At 55.9% G+C, this 19,918-nt stretch carries 18 protein-coding genes and 4 tRNA genes; 7 read left to right on the forward strand and 15 right to left on the reverse strand.

The features are described 5' to 3' along the window. The first annotated feature begins 789 nt into the window (after positions 1-789). Both OR601_RS04910 and OR601_RS04915 read left to right on the forward strand, forming a co-directional pair. Positions 790-1,146: a hypothetical protein gene (locus OR601_RS04910; protein ID WP_265591216.1), complete on the forward strand. Its 357-nt coding sequence runs from the start codon at positions 790-792 to the stop codon at positions 1,144-1,146. After that, positions 1,143-1,406, forward strand: a complete 264-nt coding sequence (locus tag OR601_RS04915) for a hypothetical protein (RefSeq protein ID WP_265591217.1) — start codon at positions 1,143-1,145, stop codon at positions 1,404-1,406. The genes OR601_RS04910 and OR601_RS04915 overlap by 4 nt, the downstream gene beginning before the upstream one ends. 624 nt (positions 1,407-2,030) lie before the next feature. Here OR601_RS04915 and OR601_RS04920 read toward each other — a convergent pair. The 3 genes from OR601_RS04920 to lepA are packed head-to-tail and all read right to left on the reverse strand — an operon-like array spanning position 2,031 to position 6,317. Next, positions 2,031-3,308: a coproporphyrinogen-III oxidase family protein gene (locus OR601_RS04920; RefSeq protein WP_265591218.1), complete on the reverse strand. Its 1,278-nt coding sequence runs from the start codon at positions 3,306-3,308 to the stop codon at positions 2,031-2,033. Next, entirely contained in the window at positions 3,301-4,509 is a 1,209-nt protein-coding gene (locus tag OR601_RS04925; RefSeq protein ID WP_265591219.1) for a tRNA dihydrouridine synthase, read from the reverse strand. The genes OR601_RS04920 and OR601_RS04925 overlap by 8 nt, the downstream gene beginning before the upstream one ends. Further along, positions 4,509-6,317: a translation elongation factor 4 gene (gene lepA, locus OR601_RS04930; RefSeq protein WP_265591220.1), complete on the reverse strand. Its 1,809-nt coding sequence runs from the start codon at positions 6,315-6,317 to the stop codon at positions 4,509-4,511. The genes OR601_RS04925 and lepA overlap by 1 nt, the downstream gene beginning before the upstream one ends. 175 nt (positions 6,318-6,492) lie before the next feature. Here lepA and rpsT point away from each other — a divergent pair, with 175 nt between their 5' ends. Both rpsT and OR601_RS04940 read left to right on the forward strand, forming a co-directional pair. Next, positions 6,493-6,756 (forward strand): 30S ribosomal protein S20, encoded by a 264-nt coding sequence (gene rpsT, locus OR601_RS04935; protein WP_136012622.1) that lies wholly within the window; start codon positions 6,493-6,495, stop codon positions 6,754-6,756. A gap of 637 nt (positions 6,757-7,393) precedes the next feature. Beyond that, positions 7,394-8,008, forward strand: coding sequence for a hypothetical protein (locus OR601_RS04940; RefSeq protein ID WP_136012621.1), 615 nt, complete (start codon positions 7,394-7,396; stop codon positions 8,006-8,008). 125 nt (positions 8,009-8,133) lie between these two features. Here the strand turns inward: OR601_RS04940 and OR601_RS04945 are convergent. From OR601_RS04945 to OR601_RS04990, 10 genes are all read right to left on the reverse strand, one after another. Continuing rightward, a tRNA-Val gene (locus tag OR601_RS04945) sits at positions 8,134-8,208 on the reverse strand. Between the two features lie 138 nt (positions 8,209-8,346). Beyond that, positions 8,347-8,766, reverse strand: coding sequence for a hypothetical protein (locus tag OR601_RS04950; RefSeq protein ID WP_136012620.1), 420 nt, complete (start codon positions 8,764-8,766; stop codon positions 8,347-8,349). 271 nt (positions 8,767-9,037) lie between these two features. Continuing rightward, positions 9,038-10,090, reverse strand: a complete 1,053-nt coding sequence (locus OR601_RS04955) for a hypothetical protein (RefSeq protein WP_265591221.1) — start codon at positions 10,088-10,090, stop codon at positions 9,038-9,040. A gap of 121 nt (positions 10,091-10,211) precedes the next feature. Next, entirely contained in the window at positions 10,212-10,826 is a 615-nt protein-coding gene (locus tag OR601_RS04960; protein WP_265591222.1) for a hypothetical protein, read from the reverse strand. 45 nt (positions 10,827-10,871) lie between these two features. Then, positions 10,872-11,759 (reverse strand): hypothetical protein, encoded by an 888-nt coding sequence (locus tag OR601_RS04965; protein ID WP_265591223.1) that lies wholly within the window; start codon positions 11,757-11,759, stop codon positions 10,872-10,874. Between the two features lie 19 nt (positions 11,760-11,778). Beyond that, positions 11,779-13,494: a 1-deoxy-D-xylulose-5-phosphate synthase gene (locus OR601_RS04970; RefSeq protein WP_265591224.1), complete on the reverse strand. Its 1,716-nt coding sequence runs from the start codon at positions 13,492-13,494 to the stop codon at positions 11,779-11,781. 254 nt (positions 13,495-13,748) lie between these two features. Next, a tRNA-Ala gene (locus OR601_RS04975) sits at positions 13,749-13,824 on the reverse strand. A 181-nt stretch (positions 13,825-14,005) separates the two neighbouring features. Continuing rightward, positions 14,006-14,203 (reverse strand): hypothetical protein, encoded by a 198-nt coding sequence (locus OR601_RS04980; protein ID WP_265591225.1) that lies wholly within the window; start codon positions 14,201-14,203, stop codon positions 14,006-14,008. A gap of 447 nt (positions 14,204-14,650) precedes the next feature. Then, positions 14,651-15,277, reverse strand: a complete 627-nt coding sequence (locus tag OR601_RS04985) for a hypothetical protein (protein ID WP_265591226.1) — start codon at positions 15,275-15,277, stop codon at positions 14,651-14,653. Continuing rightward, entirely contained in the window at positions 15,246-15,656 is a 411-nt protein-coding gene (locus OR601_RS04990; protein ID WP_265591227.1) for a hypothetical protein, read from the reverse strand. Before OR601_RS04990 ends, OR601_RS04985 begins: the two co-directional genes overlap by 32 nt. A gap of 70 nt (positions 15,657-15,726) precedes the next feature. Between OR601_RS04990 and OR601_RS04995 the strand changes: the two genes are divergently transcribed. Then, on the forward strand, positions 15,727-16,095 hold the full coding sequence (locus OR601_RS04995; RefSeq protein ID WP_265591228.1) for a hypothetical protein: 369 nt from the start codon (positions 15,727-15,729) through the stop codon (positions 16,093-16,095). Positions 16,096-16,191: 96 nt separating this feature from the next. Here OR601_RS04995 and OR601_RS08690 read toward each other — a convergent pair whose 3' ends face one another. Beyond that, complete coding sequence (locus tag OR601_RS08690) at positions 16,192-16,503, reverse strand: hypothetical protein (protein WP_407658160.1); 312 nt, start codon at positions 16,501-16,503, stop codon at positions 16,192-16,194. A gap of 592 nt (positions 16,504-17,095) precedes the next feature. Here OR601_RS08690 and OR601_RS05005 point away from each other — a divergent pair. Both OR601_RS05005 and OR601_RS05010 read left to right on the forward strand, forming a co-directional pair. Beyond that, positions 17,096-17,171, forward strand: a tRNA-Ala gene (locus tag OR601_RS05005). 44 nt (positions 17,172-17,215) lie between these two features. Further along, a tRNA-Ile gene (locus OR601_RS05010) sits at positions 17,216-17,291 on the forward strand. 849 nt (positions 17,292-18,140) lie between these two features. Here the strand turns inward: OR601_RS05010 and OR601_RS05015 are convergent. Continuing rightward, positions 18,141-19,844 carry a proline--tRNA ligase gene (locus OR601_RS05015; RefSeq protein ID WP_265592381.1) on the reverse strand — a complete coding sequence of 568 codons (1,704 nt, stop codon included), beginning with the start codon at positions 19,842-19,844 and terminating at the stop codon, positions 18,141-18,143. Between the last annotated feature and the right edge of the window lie 74 nt (positions 19,845-19,918).

A 19,918-nucleotide genomic window follows, 5' to 3' on the forward strand; every position in this document is an offset into this window, starting at 1 on the left:
TGCGCCAGACCTGCGTCAACACCCCATAATCTGTAGGCCAAAAACCTGTAGACCAAATTTACCTTCATTATTTATAAGCACTCTTTGCGGCTAAAAGGGAGCGGTGTGAAAGCAGGGCTGCTTTCACACCGCAAGCCTCAGATAAATCCTGGAGGGCCAAAAGCAGACCTGTCTGTGAGATGGGGATGCAGGGCGGATGGGATTCGGGCTGGGCGCCGTTCCATGCCTACTAAGTACTTAGTAGGCCAATTTTGCCCAAAATCTGCGTCACTTTTTATTTTAGTATTACATCACCCAAGCTCACGGAGTTGGTTCCATATTCAATTGTACTTAGTAGGCACATGCCGAAGGAAATGTACTAAGTAGGCGGAAGCGTTGTCGCTCTTCTTATGGTCACTCTTCTGCATCTTGGCCCCGCAGACCGCCTTTTTCATCGGGCCCTGCAAATCCTGGATGTAACGACTAGATTTTTCTGTCTTCAGCTGGGGCACCACTGCATTGGACAGCACATCTTCTGTGCGAGTTCCCGTGTTCAAATGAGCCTTCCGTATTTAAACACCCAAAAAGGGACGTTGACCTGCGTCAACGTCACCATTCACAGCACGCTTTTTGTCCTATAAGCCGCACCTTCCTTAGAGGAAAGCACGCTTGACTCTTCACACTATTGAATACATGAGTTGGCTGCATCCGCTTATCATGTTGAGTTTGGAAATTTGCACTTTATCAGCCATAATTCTACACAATAGGTTACAGTATATTTACCACACATATTGTGTTAGGAGTTGTCCAATGATTGCAGATGCAAGCCACAGCCTTCCCGTTATGCCAGAACGAGTAGGTCTCGCTGAACTTGGACGGTCTTCCAATTGGCGAGATGCAGTAAACCGCGATGGCATCATTGAAATATCCGAGCATAATCGTCCTCGCTATTTTGTTGTCACACCTGATTACCTTGCACGCAATGATGCTTATACACAGGCTCTTGAATTAAAACTTAGTGAGATTGAGTCAGAACTTGATCGTCTCGATATAGAACATGCATTACTACGCGATAAAGCCTTAGCTGAGCAAGGCGAACTGCCTCTTTCTGGTCCTGAACTCAAAACTGCTGCGTTAGACCTTATGGAAAAAGCTGGTCTTATATGACAAGACAAGAGTTATTTCTTGAACTAATTGACGCTCTTTCCAATATACCTGGCTTGACTATTGAACCTATCGTTTTCGTAGAGGAAGCAAGAGCGCTTGATGAAGCTTATCCGGCGCTAGAGGATCTTACACCTGTTGTAGTAGCGATAATTCGTGCCATGAAAGATTTGGCCGCCGGACGCGTGTCAAGTTCTTCCCTCTCTCTCAAGCTTGAGGGTGCGCGATCCTATCATTTTCAAAAAAAACCGTTCGCAAGGTGAAAAGACAGAACTAAGAATTGTTTATCGCATCTTAGATAATGGTGCTCTATACATCTTGGCTTTTGGCAATCGTTGGAGACCCGAAGCCATTTACAGAAGAGCTGCAAAACACATGTAATGAAAAAGTCGTTTAAGCTCCAGTGGATAATTGAGAGGATGCACCACGAGGAATTCACTTAATTTGTTGAAGATCGAAGACCATCGGTCAAGAAAGGATCTCGCAGAAGCCGTACTCCCTGCCCTCGCCACAATAAACACCAGAATATAATCTATATCTTGATATGCAGATTCAGTTATAACGACTTTATAGTTCATATTTCTCCCGAAGCTGATTCACAGCAGCGCCTGCTTCGGAATACGAGCCTTCTGCGACCTCTTTCTCCCCCGTCACTTCACGTGCAAGAAGATTGGCCCTTGCAAGCTGGGGCTGTAGGCTTTCCCAGTACTTTGTTGACATAGACCACCAATGCACCTGCCCTATTGTGCGTTACCGTGACAGGTCCGTCTTTTGACCTCACTAACTCGGTAGACTTCACTGTATTATTCATGTCATGCATCGAAACGCACTTTGGCATTATTACCTTCTTAGTGGTCAAATCGCAGTATATAAAGGCAAAGTTCGATTTAGTTATCAGAGGCCAAATCCCAGAGCGACCCATAGACTTCATTGCCCAAAAGCCAGCCCTGCTGAGTGGGCACGTAGGCGCCAGAAGCCACTTGCTCTATCAATCCACGCTCGCACAGATCATCAATCGTTGCATCCACTGCCTCTTGGCCAATGGCTTTATAGGCACGTTCCTGCAGTTCGCGCCCAATGCCATAAGTAGTACGAGCCGCAAGCATCAGATCTTCTGCCGCGGCCTCACGAGCAGTCAGCGATTCTACTTCAAACTGCAGCGCTTGCAAATTGCCACAAGCCTCAGCGATTTCTGCTGCAGTAGAAGTGCATCTAAGACGCAGGCGCGCTGCGGCGGAGGCGTTTCTCGGCAGCTGAGGCATGAGCTGACGCAGCTTCTCATAGCCCGCAGCATCAACCATGGAAGCCGCAGCCACACCAAATCCCAGGTAGGGAGTGCCGTTCCAGTAAGCCAAGTTGTGCAGGCACACCTCACCGGGCCAAGAATAACTAGCCACCTCATAGCGTGAGAACCCCTGAGCCGTGAGGATGCGCTGGGCGGCGAGCATGGCGTCAGCCTCGGAGTCTTCTGAGGGTTGGGCCATCTCACCCGATTCCACCGCAGCATAGAAGGGCGTTCCTTCCTCGATGATGAGGGGGTAGATACTCAAGTGACCCACGCCCAGCCGTATCGCCTGCTCGATGGAATAGGCGAAACTTTGAGGGGTTAGGTAAGGTATCGCACCCATGAGATCGCAGGATACCCGCAGCCCAGATGCCACTGCAGCCTGCAGCGCCTCGCGGGCTTTCTGTGCCGTGTGTACACGGCCAAGCGCGCAAAGCTCCTCGTCGATGAACGATTGGACGCCTAAAGAGATTCGTGTGGCTCCCCCATCGCGCAGCGCGGCGAGGTGGTCAGGAGTGAGCGACTCTGGGTTGGCCTCGCAGCTGAGCTCCTGAATAGAACCGTAGCTGCAGATCGTTGTAGCTAAATTCCCAAGTTCATCGGGTGCAAGCATGGTAGGCGTGCCACCGCCAATGTAGGCAGTGGCAAGGCTGTCAAGCAGGCCAGACTCCCCCACCTGACGCACCATCGCTTGCAGGCTCCGAGCATAGCCGTGCATAAGCGGCGCCCGATGAGGCGTGGCGCAAGAGGCAAAGTCGCAATAGGCGCACTTGCGCAAGCAAAAGGGAATGTGCAGGTAGAGAGCACCCACGGGGCCAGGAGTCCAAGTGCGCCAGAACTTCTGGGCGTCTGCGGGACCTAGGTAGTGGGTGCTAGGCATGGTGGGAGTGTTTCTCGGCACCTGGGGTAACGGACGTCTCCTGAGCGAGCTGGAGCGCCTCGCCTACCATCACAGACGCGGGATCCAGCGCGTTGGCTTGAGCAACCTGGGCGATGAGGTGCAGGTAGTCAGAGACTCCCACGCAATGCATGGCGCGTTCGCGCCAGGAGGCGGCCTCGGGCATGCCCTTGAGGTACCAGCCGGCCAAAGATCGGGCGCGAGCAATGTGGGCGCCCGTGGCAGACAACAGTTGCACGTGGAGGGCGAAGGCAGCCAAGCGCTGCGCGGTAGTGTGAGGTGCGGGAGTGCAGCCGGCGCCCAGGGAGCGAGCATCGGCGAAGATCCAGGGGTTACCGTAGGTGCCTCGGGCACAAAAGACCGCCGCGGCACCGGTGGACTCCTTGAGCTGCACTGCCTGAGCTGCGCTAAGGGCGTCGCCGGAAGCGATCACAGGAATACTCACCGCGCTTACCACCTGGGCGATGGCGTTGGCGTCAGAGGTACCCGTATAGAACTGGTTGGCAAAGCGTCCATGAACCGCTACAGAAGAGACCCCTGCGCGCTCCAACGCCTTCGCAAAGGCTGGCGCCACGTAATCGTGCTGCTTGCGCCCAATGCGAATTTTCGCAGTGACCGGCAGGCTGTAGTCTGAGCCCTCGCGCACCGAGCGCACGATGTCTGCAGCGCGAGCCGGGTCGTCCAGCAGCGCCGAGCCCTCCCCTTTGCGTACTACCTTGGGCACCGGGCAAGCCATATTGATATCGATGGCTACCAACTTTTGCAGCCATCCCCGCGACTCATAGCGGTCGATGACGCGCTTGGCAGCCTCATAGAACTGCTCGGGGTCGCTGCCAAAGAGCTGCACGATGAGGTCGGGCTCTGCAGGATTGGGATCCACCAGCTGCCAGGTCTTCTCATTGGCGTAGTGGATGCCTGCCACGCTCACCATCTCGCTCACGGCGCAGGCAGCGCCTCCGGCCCTAGCCATAAGCCGATAGGCCTGGTCAGACACCCCCGCCATAGGCGCCATGAGGTAAGGGTTGGCAGCCAAGCGCTGCTCCCAGCTTCCATTTGCCGAGAAGGGCGCCAACGTCGCAGAAAGCCCTGCGGCGACTGCACCCTGGGCGAGGAGTTGCGAGGTGGAAGGCGCGTCCTGGGTGGGATGGAAGTGTTTCTCGGCAGTTTGAGCGTGCACAGCCACTACTCGTCCACCTTGAGGATGGCCAAAAATGCCTCTTGGGGCACCTCGACGCGGCCGATGGACTTCATGCGCTTCTTGCCCTCTTTTTGCTTTTCCAGCAGCTTGCGCTTGCGGGAAATGTCGCCGCCATAGCACTTGGCCAGCACGTCTTTGCGGTGCGCCTTGACGGTGGAGCGGGCGATGATCTTGTTGCCGATGGCGCCCTGGATGGGCACCTCGAACTGTTGGCGCGGAATGATCTCTTTGAGCTTGTCGCAGAGGGCGCGGGCCATGGCGTAGGCCTTGTCGCGATGGACGATGAACGAGAGGGCGTCCACGTCGTCGCCGGAGAGCAGGATGTCCAGTTTGACCAGGTCTGAGGGACGGTACTCGGAGAACTCGTAGTCGAGCGACGCATAGCCTTTGGTGCGGCTCTTGAGCTGGTCGAAGAAGTCTAGGATAAGCTCGGCCAGAGGGATCTCGAAGTGCATCTCCACGGACTTGTCGGTGAGGTAGACCATATCGGCCATGATGCCGCGATGTTCCACCGCCAGCTGCATCACAGCGCCGGTGTATTCGGGCGGCACGATGACCTTGGCTTTGAGGTAGGGCTCTTCGATGCGCTCAATGCGCGTGGCGTCAGGCAAGTCCTGAGGGCTGCGCACCTCGCGCATATCGCCGTCGGTAAGGTAGACGTGGTAGTCCACCGAAGGGCTCGTGGCAATAAGGTCCAGGTCGAACTCGCGCTCCAGGCGCTCCTTGATGACCTCCATGTGCAGCAGGCCCAAGAAGCCCACGCGAAAGCCAAAGCCCAGAGCCACCGAGGTCTCCGGCTCCCAGGTGAGCGACGGATCGTTCACATGGAGCTTTTCCAACGCATCGCGCAGGTCCTCGTAGTCTTTGTTGTCTATGGGAAAGATGCCGGTATAGACCATGGGCTTGGCCTCGCGATAGCCTGGCAGCTCCTCCCTACAGGGATTGTCACGGTAAGTGAGTGTGTCGCCTACGCGCACGGACTCTGGGTCTTTGAGGCCCGTGACCACAAAGCCCACCTCGCCCACGGTAAGCTCATCGAGCAGCACCTCAGAGGGACGCTTGACGCCCACGCCGTCTGCCAAAAAGTCCTGACCCGTCATCATCATGGTGAGTTCGTCGCCCTTTTTGATGGAGCCGTCAAAGACGCGCACCATGGCCACCACGCCGCGGTACTCGTCAAAGTAGGAGTCCAACACCAACGCCTTGAGCGGAGCGTTGGCATCCCCTTTTGGCGGCGGGACGAGAAACACGATGGCCTCCAGCAAGTCATGGATGCCCTCGCCGGTCTTTCCCGAGACGCACACCGCATCGTCTGCAGGGATTGCCAGCTCATCCTCGATTTCCTGCTTGACCTCCTCTGGATGAGCACTGGGCAGGTCGATCTTGTTGATAGCCGGCACGATCTCCAGGTTGGCGTTCATGGCTAGATTGGCGTTGGACACCGTCTGAGCCTCTACGCCTTGGGTGGCATCCACCACCAGCACTGCGCCTTCGCAAGCAGCCAGCGAACGGGACACCTCGTAGGTGAAGTCCACGTGGCCCGGAGTATCAATAAGGTTGAACTGGTAGGTCTCGCCGTCGTCCGCGTCATACATCACGCGCACAGCGTTGGACTTGATGGTGATACCGCGCTCCCGCTCGATGTCCATGGAATCTAGGAGCTGCGACTCCATGTCGCGCTCTTCGACGGTGTTGGTCATCTCGAGGATGCGGTCTGAGATGGTGGACTTGCCATGGTCGATATGGGCGACAATGGAGAAGTTCCTGATGTGGGAAAGGTCTGTGGTATTCATAGCTGACATTGTATAGCCTACAGGTGGGTTCTGTGGAATGTACGCCCTCCATGGAGAGATTTCTTCATAGCTGCAGCACGGTACCCTAGCACGGGTTTCCTATGTTAGTATTTGGAAGTTGCCTCACCGTGTCTCACCGAAGAGGCCTCATAGATCGCATTGAAAGGAATTGCACGTGGCTAACATCAAGTCGCAGAAGAAGCGCATTAAGACCGCCGAGAAGGCACGCATCCGCAACAAGGCCGTCCGCTCTGAGCTGAAGACGGCTGTCAAGCACGTTCGCGAGGCTGTTGAGGCCGGCGACGCCCAGCTCGCTCAGGAGAAGTGCAACAAGGCTTGCCGTCTTCTGGACAAGGCTGCCAGCAAGGGCATCATTCACAAGAACCAGGCTGCCGAGCGCAAGAGCGGCTGCCAGAAGCTGGTGAACACCCTTAGCTAATTCGAGACAGTTACCTCTCTTTACGTGTGGCCTACGCTCCAGGCCTCATTCTAGGGAGTCTCTGTAATCCTTGAATCCTTGCTCCCCGTGGCGCCAATGGGTGCCACGGGGATTTTTTATCGTGCTGCACCGCAGGGGTTGTCAGTTGAGGAGGGCAAGATCTTATCGGCTCGCTAGACCCTCCCCCATCCTTAGACCACGCTGCAAAAGGCGCATCCCTTCATAGGCTCGAGCGCCTAGAGAATCACCCTACATTTTTATTGATAAATTATCGATGTATCTCCACATTTATATACTCGTAAGCGCAGCAATGGTTTAGTGCGTAAAGGAGCACGGATGCAAAAAGAACCTTGATGACCCTGAGTTTTACTGTGGTTTTAGCGTTGGCCGGATGTAGCTCACTCTTGGTTGCGCCAGCGCAAAACTCCTCCGACCAGATGCAGAACACAAGCGCTCGGGCGCAGGAAACTATCTTGTTTCTGCCCTCGGGAAAGATGAGAGCACAGAGGATCTGAGCAATTGCCAAAAAGCCCTTGATGATGCTTTGGATGATTATGCGCGCCGGAATAGCGCCGTTCAGACTGCACCGTACTGATAAATAATAAATGTACTATCGAGATACTCTTAAGGACCTCCCATGAAAAAGAATACCGTCTTAACTGTCGCTTTCACTGTAATGCTCGTTTTGGGCGGCTGCTCGCTTCAGCCCACTGGTGCTTGGCAAGGCACCGACCTGAAGGATCAAGGCCAATCTCAGCAAGATACAGCACCACAGGATCAAACCCCTGACCAGCAAGATCAGGACACCTCCCAGGATTCCTCCGGAAAGGAAGGTGCTACCAAGGACTATGGAGGCTATGACACCAATACCATCTCGACCAACGTCCAAAATATGTACAACACAAACCGGACGATGCTCAACCTGCTCCATGACTTTGCCTATGAAGGAGGATCGAAAGAGGAAGTGCAAGCTCAGTTTCAGCAGTTAACCAATGAGCTTGACTCCTACGCGCAGACGATGCTCTCTGTCGATGTCACCAATGCGCCAAAGGGATTTATTGTCGCGCAGGGTTATTTAAAAGAATGCGCCGACAGCTATAAGCAGGCCGCCAGCGACCTTGCGACGGCCTTGGACCAGGAAGACTACCAAGATCCCCTTGATAACTACGACACTCATCTAAGCGAAGCTGCCTACGCCTATTACCGCTGGTATGGCGCCACGGAAGCCACCATAGAATCCCTTAAGCAGTAAGGAGGTTCGAGGACGCAGGAGTTCGCCTCTTAGGCAATTTCACGTTATTATGTTCCACATTTGTTCCACACGTGTTCCACATCACAAAAAAAGGTAGGCGGCCAAGCCGTCTACCTCGTGTTTTGTGGTGGGCGATGCTGGATTTGAACCAGCGACCCCATCCGTGTGAAGGATGTGCTCTACCCCTGAGCCAATCGCCCGTAGGTGATTCTCTGCGAATCACAGGAATCCATACTACCAGAGCCTGTCGTCATTGCAAGACCCCAATAGGAATTCATTTGCCATGCATGACTCATAATGCCATGCACAACTTCACAGAGGCTTCCTATTTAGGTCTCCTATTTCTTGGAAGCCTCAAAGACGCGCCGGCCAAGAATCCAGCCAGCGATGCAAACGATCAAGGGCACCACAGTAAGCACCAAACTGGGGATGTCGGAGCCTAGGGGGCGCCCACCAAAATCAGCCTGCACCACGATGGTGTAGATAAGCGAGATAAGCTCATAGATGCCCAGGATGGCAGCTTGAATGTTGTAGGTGTTGGCGCGGGATGGCGCATTGGCGCCGCGAACACCGGCCATACCACAGCTGATGCCAAAGAAGCCCTGGAAGCTGTAGAGAGCTACCAACACGATGCCCTGCCACTGCCAGCCATTCTGGGCCACGACGGTGATGCAGATGGCGTCGTAGACAAAGATCAGTAGAGCCCAAAACAGAAGAATGATGCTCATGACTTTCATGAGCTTGCGATCTTGGGACATGACACTCCCCTTTCAATCATTGCCAGGTGACAATGCATTCTTTGAATAGCAACGCTTCCTAAAAATGCGAGCACTCACATAACGTGCAAGATGGGATGATCTGGAAAGGAAAAGTCCCATCGGCAATTTACAGTTCTTATTAGTGTGCCACGTCTTTCTCGGCAGAGTGGGCAGAGTTGCCACTTCTATGGATGTTGGATGACTCTCGCCCCCACTGTCACGCTAGTTGGGTGGGGTTTGCGACAGATGTGCCCAGCGCACGGTGTTCGTTTTACTGGAGCTCGCTGGCGAGGCGCAGGACGCGCAGACGGCGATCAGTGCAGCTATAGACCGCCCCCAGAAGGCCACAGCTCAAGACGGAGCAAAAGACCTGCTCGACGCCATCGGGAGAGCCCATAAGAAGTCCGATGGAAACCAAAAGCAGCACCGAGACGCTAAGGAAGAGGCCAGCAATGCATAGGCCAACGCCAATGCGTCTACAGGATTGATCGGTGGCGCCCTTCACTGTGAGCACGGTGAGAAGAATGAAGAAGGCGCCCTGGATGGCTAGCAGAGCCCCGGTAACGACGGCAGAACCCATGACGGTGACGAAGTTGGACATATGGGTGTCCATAGAGGTGATGCGCGCCAGATAGGTCATGGCCATGAGCAGCTCTAACGAGCCCCAGACAGCCATGAGCTGGCTGTATCCGGTGATACGACGTTGAAGCTGTACCCAACCGTCGCGGCTCAAAGAGACCGGCGCGTCTTCGTCGATGGTAGGCTCGATCACTGCATCGATGAACGCTTCGCCCATAGAGGCAAGATTATTCTCGGCATCGAGGGCATTGGCAACGGCAGTGTCCTCGAGATAGGCGTCGGGGGTAGTGCCATAGTGATCCACCACCCAGCGAAGGGCGAAGACCATGAGGGCAGAGAGCATAAAGACCAGAAGTACGACGGCATCGCCCTGGGAGAAGGCCCAGAGGATACCTGTGGTGGAGAGATAAAGAAGAGCAGTTGCTACTCGGCGAACGGCGGGGCGTCGGCGAGCTTTGGGACCACGAAGCACCGCGATGCCAACCACATAACCGCCCGCGCCCACCGCAGCAGTGAGGAGACCTAGGAATACGAGGCCCGTCCAAAGAGGAATGGAAAAACCCAGCACAGGAATGGCCGCGTAGCCGTTGCCAGAAGTGCGGCTGGCGATGGCTGCACAGATGAGCACGTAGGTCATGAAGAGGCACATGACGGTGTTCCAGATGATATAGGCCATGGCGCTCACTCGAACGGCACTGGTCTGGCGTGGACTGAGGGGCTCTTTGAGACGAGTGGGAAGATCCATAGAGTAGGAAGCCTTTCTAAGAAGTACAAGGTGTTTCTGCTAGGCAAGCTTAGGACCATTGCCATAAATACTGTCATCGATTCTGAGGGCATTTGGCCGATGGGCAATTGGACAAAATAGACTATTGGATCAAATAGGTGTTCTTTTTATACATGGTCACCGTGGCAGTAGGGCTGTTGCCCGCATATTGGACGGCCTCCACCGTGTGATAGCCAGAGGTGATCTGCGAGCCCGAGAGGGTGATGACGGTCTTGTCTTGGGGCTGCTGTGTAGCTACCACAGTGCTGCCGTCTACATAGATGTAGACGGCTCGCGAGGTCGAGAAATCCTGGGTAAGCACCGTGACATCATAGTAGCCAATGGAATCGCCTACCGCAATTTTGAGTGGGGTGCCTGCGGAAGAGATAGAGCTTTCAGTGCGCATAATGAGGACAGAGTCGCTGTCTGGCATGCGCCCATGAGTGACGCCGCCTAAAGTGACGTGGGATTTATCAGAGCCAAAGGCTGCAGGGCCACCAGTGGTTACCATCGCGATGCATACCATCACCGAGACCACAATAGCGGCGCAGGCCACCAAAATGGTGACAGCTTTGCGCGAAAGACGATGGGAGTCTGCCAAGGCTCGCTCGGCAGCGGAACTGGCTTTTGGAAAAACGTCTGCTTTTGGAGCTTCAGCATCCATCATGGGAGAACCAGACGATGGTGGTTGACGGCGTCTTTCATCGAGGTGTCCCATACTGCCCCTCCTTGGGTTTGAGGGGCGCTCAAGATGCCCCGTCTGCTACTGGTACTGGGCGAGGCAGCCGGAGAGCTTGAGATACTGGCCTTGGGCCACGTCTACTTGCTGAGCAGCGGTGACATCCAAGGTGGCAATGGGCTGCGCGCCGGGAGCGTCGGAGTCGTAGACCGTGCACCTACCCGAACTTTGGGTGGGGCTCACAAGGTAGGAGCCTTCAGGGGCGTCGACGCCTATTAAGTAGGTACCCCCATCCTTAAGATCAGTGACCAACTTCGATGTGATATCTGCGGCAGAAACAAAAGTCGCGCCGTCTACCGCCAATTGCTCCCCATCAGAGAGGGTGAGCCAGCAGGTTTGGGTAAACTGATCCACCACCTCGCCATTGACCTTGAGGACAGCAGGATTGGATGTGTCCTGGCGATCTTGGGTAGCCAAGAACTTATATTGGCCGGCATTGAGGTTGGTGCCTACCGCATACTCCCCGCCCTTGTAGACGAGCGTGGTGCCTTTGGCGGCGCGAGCAGGCACATCTTCGCTTTGAGCCACAAGGGTCTTGCCCAAGGGGCTTGTAGGAGAGCCCCAGGTAAGCTTGAAGACCACCGAACCCACAAACAAGACGGCCAGCACCACGATGAAGGCGACAGACTGCTTCCGCGTAGGCGTGGGAAAGAGCTTGCGGCCTCCCTGACGAGCGGCGATGCGACGCTGGCGGGCCTTCTCCTCTTTTTCTGCCTTCTGGCGGGCTTTGCGCTGGGCACGGGTCTCTTTTTTGGGCTTCTCGACTGATGGCGTGTCCTTGGCGGCCGCCTCTGCCTCGGTAGCCTGGGCGACGTTTTGGGAAGCGGTCTCCTGATGGGAAGGCACGGGTTTCTCGGCAGCAGAATCTGCGGCAACCTGTGGGTTGTCCTGCGAAGAAGAGGTAGCAGTCAAGGAAGATCCTTTCGATGAGTTATGAGTGCAGGGCCTCAAGGGCGTCGGCTACAATTTGCGCGGCCGTGAGGCGTGCCTGCGAAATGCGGTCTTGGGGATCCATTCGGTCAGTATAGGTGGACTCGAAGGCGCGTACGAGCACCCGCGTAGGGGTAGCCGCCAGCGCACAGGCCACCTTGGCCCCATAGCCGCCGGCGATCATGCCGTCTTCGAGCGTCACAATCACCTTATGCGCCTTGAGCGTCTCTGCAAGCTGGGGCGACACGTCGGAGATCACTTGAGGGTTGATGAGCGACGCCTGGATGCCTTGAGCCTGTAGCGCCTGAGCGGCCTCTTTGGCTACCGAAAAGAACGTGCCCACGCCCACCAGCGCCACCTGGGCGCTTGGGACTACCTTGCTGGAGACATCTCCTTGATAGGGCTCGCCACCAGGAATTTTGATAGCCACAGGGCCTTGGGTGTAGTCCACCGCCCAATCCATCATGGACACGTACTCCTGAGGATTGGCAGGCGCCAGATAGAGCATGTTGGGCAGGTTGCCCAAGAGCGCCATGTCTTGAAGGCCCAGATGAGAGACGGGGCCAGACCCATAAACCGAGCCTTTGTCCACCAGAATCACCACAGGCAGCGAGTTTACGCAGAGCTCTTGGATAAGCTGGTCTGCCGCACGGGGCAAGAAGGTGGAGTAGATGCAGAGCACCGGCTTGGCGCCTCGCTGGGCGAGGCCTGCGCAAAAGGTGACGGCGGTTTGCTCGGCGATGCCCACGTCCACAAATTGACCAGCGGGGATGGCCTCGCGTTTGTCCTGAGTGAAGCCCAGGCCAGTAGGGGTAGCCGCACATACAGTGACCACCTGGGGATCGTGCTCCATAAGTTCTGTGAGATGAGACACGGTGAGGTCGCTCCAGCTCATGGCCTGCGCATGCGGTTCGCCAGAAGCGGTGAGCCCGCGCACGTGGTGGTAGCGCTCGGGGTCCTTCTCGGCGGCCTCAAGACCCAAGCCCTTGGTGGTGTGGATATGCACCACCACTGGATGGGTGGCGTCTTTGACCTGGTTAAAAGCCTCGATGAGCGGTGCGAGGGAGTTGCCCTCCTCCACGTAGCGATAGTCCAATCCCAAGCTTTTGAAGTAATTGTTGGCCGAGGCGCCTTGGGTCTTTCTGAGTTCTGCCAGGTTTTGGTAGAGGCCGCCGTGGTTGGGGGCGATGGACATCTCGTTGTCGTTCACCACTATGACGAGGTTGCCGCCAAGCTCGGCCGCCAGATCCAGGCCCTCGAAGGCCTCCCCGCCCGAGAGCGATCCGTCGCCGATAAACGCCACTACCCTACCTGTGCCCTGCGCCAGATCTCGGGCATGAGCGATACCTGCGGCCAACGACACCGAGGTGGAGGTATGTCCCACAATGAAAGGATCATGGACAGACTCAGCCGGGCTCGCAAAAGCCGACACATCGTCATAGTGGGCCGGATCCAAGAAGGCCTCTTTGCGCCCGGTGAGCATCTTGTGGGCATAGGTTTGATGGGAGACGTCAAACACCAAGGTATCCCGAGGTGAATCAAACACGTAATGAAGCGCAATGGTAGCCTCTACCACGCCCAAATTGGCGCTTAGATGCTCGTCTTGCGTCTTAGCTCGAGAAATCAGCGCCTGGCGAATCTCTTGGGCCAGTGCCTCAAGCTCATCCAAAGACATCGCTTTGAGGTCTGCTGGAGAATCGATGGTCTCGATGTACATGCGCCGTTCCTTAAAAGTTCAATAGAGTCTATGTGTGCAGCAGCCTCTAGGTTTGCTGCCGATAAGAACTACACCCTCACTCTCAAGGATATCCACCCTTGGGCCCTTTTGATCCATCAGCCCCACCCAGTGGCACATCCTCACTAAAAAAGGCGACTGCATGGAGAGCCTATGCCCAAGGCTTGAAGAGGGCCGGCGCCCCCGGACCTAGACAATAAAAAAGGCGGCGGCTAAAAGCCGTCGCCTGCAATGGGTGGTGGAGATAAGGGGGATCGAACCCCTGACCTCATGACTGCCAGTCATGCGCTCTCCCAGCTGAGCTATATCCCCGTGGGTTGGTGCGGAAATCACTATACCAAAGATTGGCTCGAATGCGCCAAAAACTTTGGCAACCTGCCAATTGCTCCCTTCTTTAGACGCTTCCTTCACAATTAGCCTGCGGCTTGAGCCGTTGGGAAGCCATGCCATAGGGGTGTCGCGACTTCAGAGGGCAACATGCGCCATCATAGAGTTAAGGCCGCTGAAACACCCCCTCCGCATGTTTTGCCAGGTCCTGACGGATAAGGTCTTTGATATACCCTGCTTTGTTGGGGTGCTGGTTAACCCAGGCCAGGATTTTGGCGTCGGGAGGGTAAAACGCCACTACAACGCGTTTCGTCTTCTCCTTGGCATACTTGGCCTTCGCTCTTTTAGAAGCTTCCGATATCATGATTGCGACCTTTACAAATCGATATGATTAAATACCAGCGTATACCGCAGAATTACCCACATTCAAAACAGAGGCCAGAACAATCTCTGCGTTCACATATACTCCTTTATTATCCAGACTCGTAGCCATTACCACCGCGTAGTTTCTTAATCTCTTACTCTATTTGTACATATATATCTTGCACTTTTCATGACAATAATAAATCATCCAGAATCTGACTACCCCTAATTTTCATGCAGAGGATTCATTTTGGCCACCAGTGGCGTTTTAGTATCTGATTTATTGCCATCATGTCATTATGGTTCGCATTCCCGATTCCTCTGATGTCCCTCAGGTTCATAGGAAAGCGCCCCGAAGGGCGCTTATCGCAAGCCTGAGGAGTCTCAGGGAGGCGACCTTGGGCCTGCCGCCCTGCGTCTCACGAATCAGGCCACCTGAAGCATCCCTCTATTGATCGCTATGGCATTTCTTGAGGATTCCCGCCGTGGCACCCAAGGTCATGCCTAATGCAAGCAGCAGGACAGCCAACGGCTGTAGGGTGCCATCGTCGCCAATCTCCGGCAAGACGATCTTGTTGGTGGCTGCAGCCGCAGCGCCAACCGCATACCTGTCATCCACATTATCATGGCCAGCCTCTTGGGCCGCGACGCTCTCATGCGGGACTTCTTTTATATCCTCCTTGTCGTCGGTGACCTTGTCGTCCGCCTGACCATGGTCGCCAGCCGACGCGCGAAGCACCTGCACGCTTATTATGACTTCGAGAGGCATATTGTCTGGGTTGGCGACTTCCTCAGGCAGGGATACGGTGCCCCTCACCTTAAATGTCTGCTCTGCCGGGCTTGCAGGGTCATAAGTGCCCGCTGCCAGCTCGTCCAAGTCCCACGTGACTGCAGGACGCTTGCCCTGCGCCTCGGTGGCAATGTCGACGGTGGAAGGGAGCCCGAGTGCCGCGGCGGTCTTTTCTGTACCGCTTGCCACGCCAACAATATCCTCAGGCGTTGCGACGCCAAGGAGCTTTGCCCGATGGGTGCAGTAGAGGCTTTCAACCCTCATGGCGCCGTCGGCATCGAGCACTCCTCTTTTCTGCACCTTCGTTGTTTACCGATACCTTTGTAGAAACGGTCAGGATGTATCCTTCCTTAGGAACCATCGTCATATGCGCCTTGTAACGCCAGGGGTAATAGCGGGCATCCCCACTGACTGGATTGTCCTCGCTGTCGGTCCAATAGAGCCTGACGCCCTCGACGCCCTCGGTTTCGCAGGCAGCCTTCGTGTCAAAGGGCAGCCCGCCAAAAGGCAAGGTTATCGTGACATCCACCTTGTCTATGGGAATGGCGCCAGCAGCCGTAATGGTGATGGCCCCGGTAACCGCGGCCTTGTGGATCGTAAGCGTGCCCGTCACTGGATCATAGGAATAGGTGCTGTCTCCAGCCGCAAGCGTCTTGCCTCCCACAGAGACGGCGATTTTTTTGCGGCAGCAGGCGGCCGTTGGTCGCAGTCAGCCTAGTGGAATACTCCGTGCCTTGCGTGATGTAGCCAACCCCATTGTCGGCCGTGAGGTAGCTGAGATTTTTGGTGACCTTGCAGTGGATGGCACCGTTATCGGCGACAACGCCATCGTTCACGACAATGCCGTTGTCGTACATGGTGCCGTTGTTGGTCAGGGTCACACCTTCTGCCACAGTGAGGCGCGTGTTTTCTGGGATGGTCAGGGTCTTTCCACTCTCGACTGTAAGATTCTTCGTCAGAACTTGGTCTTTGTAGACGGTACCGGAAGCGCCCAAGAAGATGATGCCGCTCCACTGGTTCCTCTTCGACTGGTCCCTGATGGCGCCGACAAAGATGACGGCACTCCCATCCTCTCCTGTGGAGAAGCTGCCATGATTGTATGAGGTGCCACCGGCACCGATGGACGGGGCGCTTCCGCCTCCGGTTGCGGTCACGGTGCCGCCACAGATGAGGTTATCGGCACCGTTGCCGCCATAGGGTCATCTGTTATAGCTTTGGTCCCAACCGCCACCGCCTATGCCAGTCCAATTCTCTCGCCCTCCAACGGCGGTAACTGTCCCGCCATAGATCTTGACGATACCCCCATGGCTGCAAGAGGCACTGCCGCCGATCCCTGCGCCTTCCTTTCCGCCCTGGGCGTAAACGGTCCCTCCATAGATATTGATGGTTCCACCGTTCTTGTAGCGCTCCGCACCGATGCCAGGCGCAACATTGCCTGATGACCTTGCGGGAGTGAGCCGGTTCCTGCGCTTTGGCAGTAAACCGAGAAGGCGTTGCCCTCGTTCACGCAAATGTTCCTGGTGGTCAACTGCGCCCCGTCACATAGGATGAGCTTCACATCGCCCTCTACGGTTACCGTATCGGTGATGTTGACTGGGCCTTCCACCACATACCAGCCATCCTTCCAGGTGGAGGCCGCTGTCGTGTCGCCGACAACCGTATAAGGTTCCGTCAAGAAGGCCTGCTCATGGTTCTCATCGATATAGGAAGCACTCGCCTGGGCCGACAGCGCGACCTTCTGATACGAGGCGCTGTTGCCGTTGACACTCTCCACCAAAGCCTGCGCGCCAGTCCCCATTAGCACGATCCCTAGACACAGGACGGAACAGGCAAGAGAGCACAGCTGTCTTCTTCTCATAGAAGCCCCCGTATATCAACGTTCTTTCATTTTTTTATAGCACCTTAGTTTTCCTAGATTGACAGTCGCGAGGCCGCCTCTTGACTGTGCGGCCATGCACACACCTATCGCGTCTCATCCTCCCGGGCAGCCTGGTATCAAGGAGACGGGCGAGCGAGAAGTTCTTATCCTCGATCTAAACAAATGCAGATTCGGGTTTGCATGGGCGCGCGCTTCTTGCTAACATAGCTTTCGCACCAACCCACGGGGATATAGCTCAGCTGGGAGAGCGCATGACTGGCAGTCATGAGGTCAGGGGTTCGATCCCCCTTATCTCCACCACACGTTACAAGGCGGCGGTTTGACCGTCGCCTTTTTCGTATAAAGGGCCTATAGCACAGCGGTCAGTGCAGAGGACTCATAATCCTTTGGTCGTAGGTTCGAATCCTACTGGGCCCACCACAAAAAAGATGCCCCTAGCTGCGCTCATAGCAGCTAGGGGCTTTTTCTCCAACAAGATCCCGTTTCTTGGTTCGGGGTCTCACTCCTCACATCGGGCTTACAGGACAAAAAGCATGCTGTGAATTGGGGCGTTGACGCAGGTCGACGTCCCTTTTTTGGGTGCTTAAATCCAGAAGGCTCATTTACACACGGGGCCCGGACAGAGGGCGTGCTATCCGAGGCCCTATAACCCCGGCCAAAGGCTGCAGAATCGAGTCGTTACATCCAGGATTTGCAGGGCTCGATGAAAAGGGCGGTCTGCGGGACCTGCGGGGCCAAGATGCAGAAGAGCGACAACACTCGCGCCTACTAAGTACATTTCCTCCGGCATGTGCCTACTAAGTACAATTGAATATGAAACCAAATCTGTGAGCTTGGGTGATGTAATACTAAAATATAATATGACGCAGATTTTGGACAAAATCGGCCTACTAAGTACTTAGTAGGCGCGAAATGGTACTTAGTAGGCATGGAGCGGCGCCCAGCCTCAGCCCCATCCGCCCTGTGCCCCCATCTTGCAGGCAGGCCTGCTTTTGACCTTCCAGAATTTACCCGGGGTTTTGCGGTTTGAAAACAGTCCTGCTTTCAAACCGCCCCCCTTCTGAGTGCAAAGAGCACTTGTAAACAATGAAGGTGAATTTGGCCTACAGATTAAGGGGTGTTGACGCAGGTCAACCCCCCTTATCACAGCACGCTGTCTGTTCTAAAAGCCTCATAGCGCGATCGAGAAGCCCCTACCCTTGGCAGCAGGAGTTTCTCGGTAGCAAGATAGTTAAAAGGCTGCGCCGGCAGGCCTGCTATCTCGAAGGTTTAGGCGCGCTGAGGGATGACCAGCGATGCCACGTGGGCGGCGACGTCGGCGATGGGAAGCTCAGTGCGCTCGCCAGTGGCGCGATCCTTGAGCTCGCAGACGCCGTTGGCCACCGCGCGCTTGCCAAAGATGATCTGGTAAGGCAGGCCCAGAAGGTCGGCATCGTTGAACTTGACGCCCGGACGCTCCTTGCGGTCGTCCAGCAGGGTTTGGATGCCGGCGTCGACCAGCTGGTCGCACACGCCCATGGCGGCGGGCCACACCACATCGTCGTTGATGTCGAGCGCGAGCACCTCCACCTCGAAGGGCGCCACCGATACCGGCCATGCAATTCCAGAGTCGTCATGATGCTGTTCAACGATGGCAGCCAGCGTGCGGCTCACGCCAATGCCGTAGCACCCCATCTGGAAGTACTGCTCTTTGCCGTCCTTGTCCAGGAAGGTGGCGTTGAGGGCGCGGCTGTATTTGTCGCCCAATTGGAAGATCTGGCCCATCTCGATACCACGGGCTGCCGATAAGGGCTTCCCGCATACCGGGCAGCCATCGCCGGCTTGGGCGCTCGCCAAGTCCTCCCAGGCATCGGGAGTGAAGTCGCGCTCAGGACGGGCGCCAAGATAGTGGGACTCGGGCTTATTGGCGCCCACCACCCAGTTAAGGGATTCCTTGAGGGCAATGTCGCAGATGCAGCGAATGCCCTCAGGCAGCCCCACGGGGCCAATGCAACCCTTGTAAAGACCAAAACTCTCCAGCTCCTCGTCGGTCATGAGGTGATATGAGCCAAAGGCGTGCTCAGCCTTGATCTCGTTGAGCTCATGATCTCCGGGAATGATGCACACCACAGGATCGCCCTCGCCATCTACCAGCGCGATGGCCTTGCGGGTGCTCGAAGCCGGGACATCGAGGAATGCTGCCAGCTCGTCAATGGTGTGGACGTTGGGGGTATCCAAGAGCTCCAGCTCATGATTGTGGGTCTCCGGGCCGTCGGTGACGGTGATGAGCGCGGTGGCCGCTTCCTCATCGGCAGCGTAGCCGCATTCGCAGTAGACCAGCGACGCCTCGCCAGACTCAGAAAGGGCCATGAACTCGATGGAACCCGAGCCGCCGATCTGGCCGGAATCCGCATCCACGGGCACTGCCTGGATGCGGCAGCGGTCGCACACGCCGGAGTAGGCGTCATACATCTGGTCGTAGGTGCGCTTCATGCCTTCGACGTCTGCGTCGAAGGAGTAGGCATCCTTCATGATGAACTCGCGGCCACGCATAAGGCCAAAGCGAGGACGAAGCTCGTCGCGGAACTTGTCCTGGATTTGATAGAGGTTCACCGGCAGCTGTTTGTAGCTGCGAAGCTCCCCCTTTACCAGATCGGTGATGGTCTCCTCGTGGGTAGGACCTAAGGCAAAGGCGCGCTCATGGCGATCGGAAATGCGCATAAGCTCGGGACCGTACACATCCCAACGCCCCGACTCTTCCCAAAGCTCTGCGGGAGTGAGGATAGGCATGAGCAGTTCTTGAGCGCCGTGGGTGTCCATCTCGTCGCGCACAATGGCCTCGATCTTTTGCAGTGAGCGCCAGGCCAACGGCAGATAACTGTAGAGTCCAGCTGCCGTTTTGCGTATCATGCCTGCGCGCAGCAGCAACCTGTGGCTCGCCAAGTCTGCATCCGCAGGATCCTCTTTTAAAGTGGGCGCATAGAGGGCGCTCATTCGCTGAAAGGTGTTCACAGCTTTCTCCTATCGCGCATGACTTGCGCATCCATCGGCTGAAGTCTATCTCCAAC

The organism is Leptogranulimonas caecicola, from assembly GCF_023168405.1.
Taxonomy (GTDB): domain Bacteria; phylum Actinomycetota; class Coriobacteriia; order Coriobacteriales; family Atopobiaceae; genus Leptogranulimonas; species Leptogranulimonas caecicola.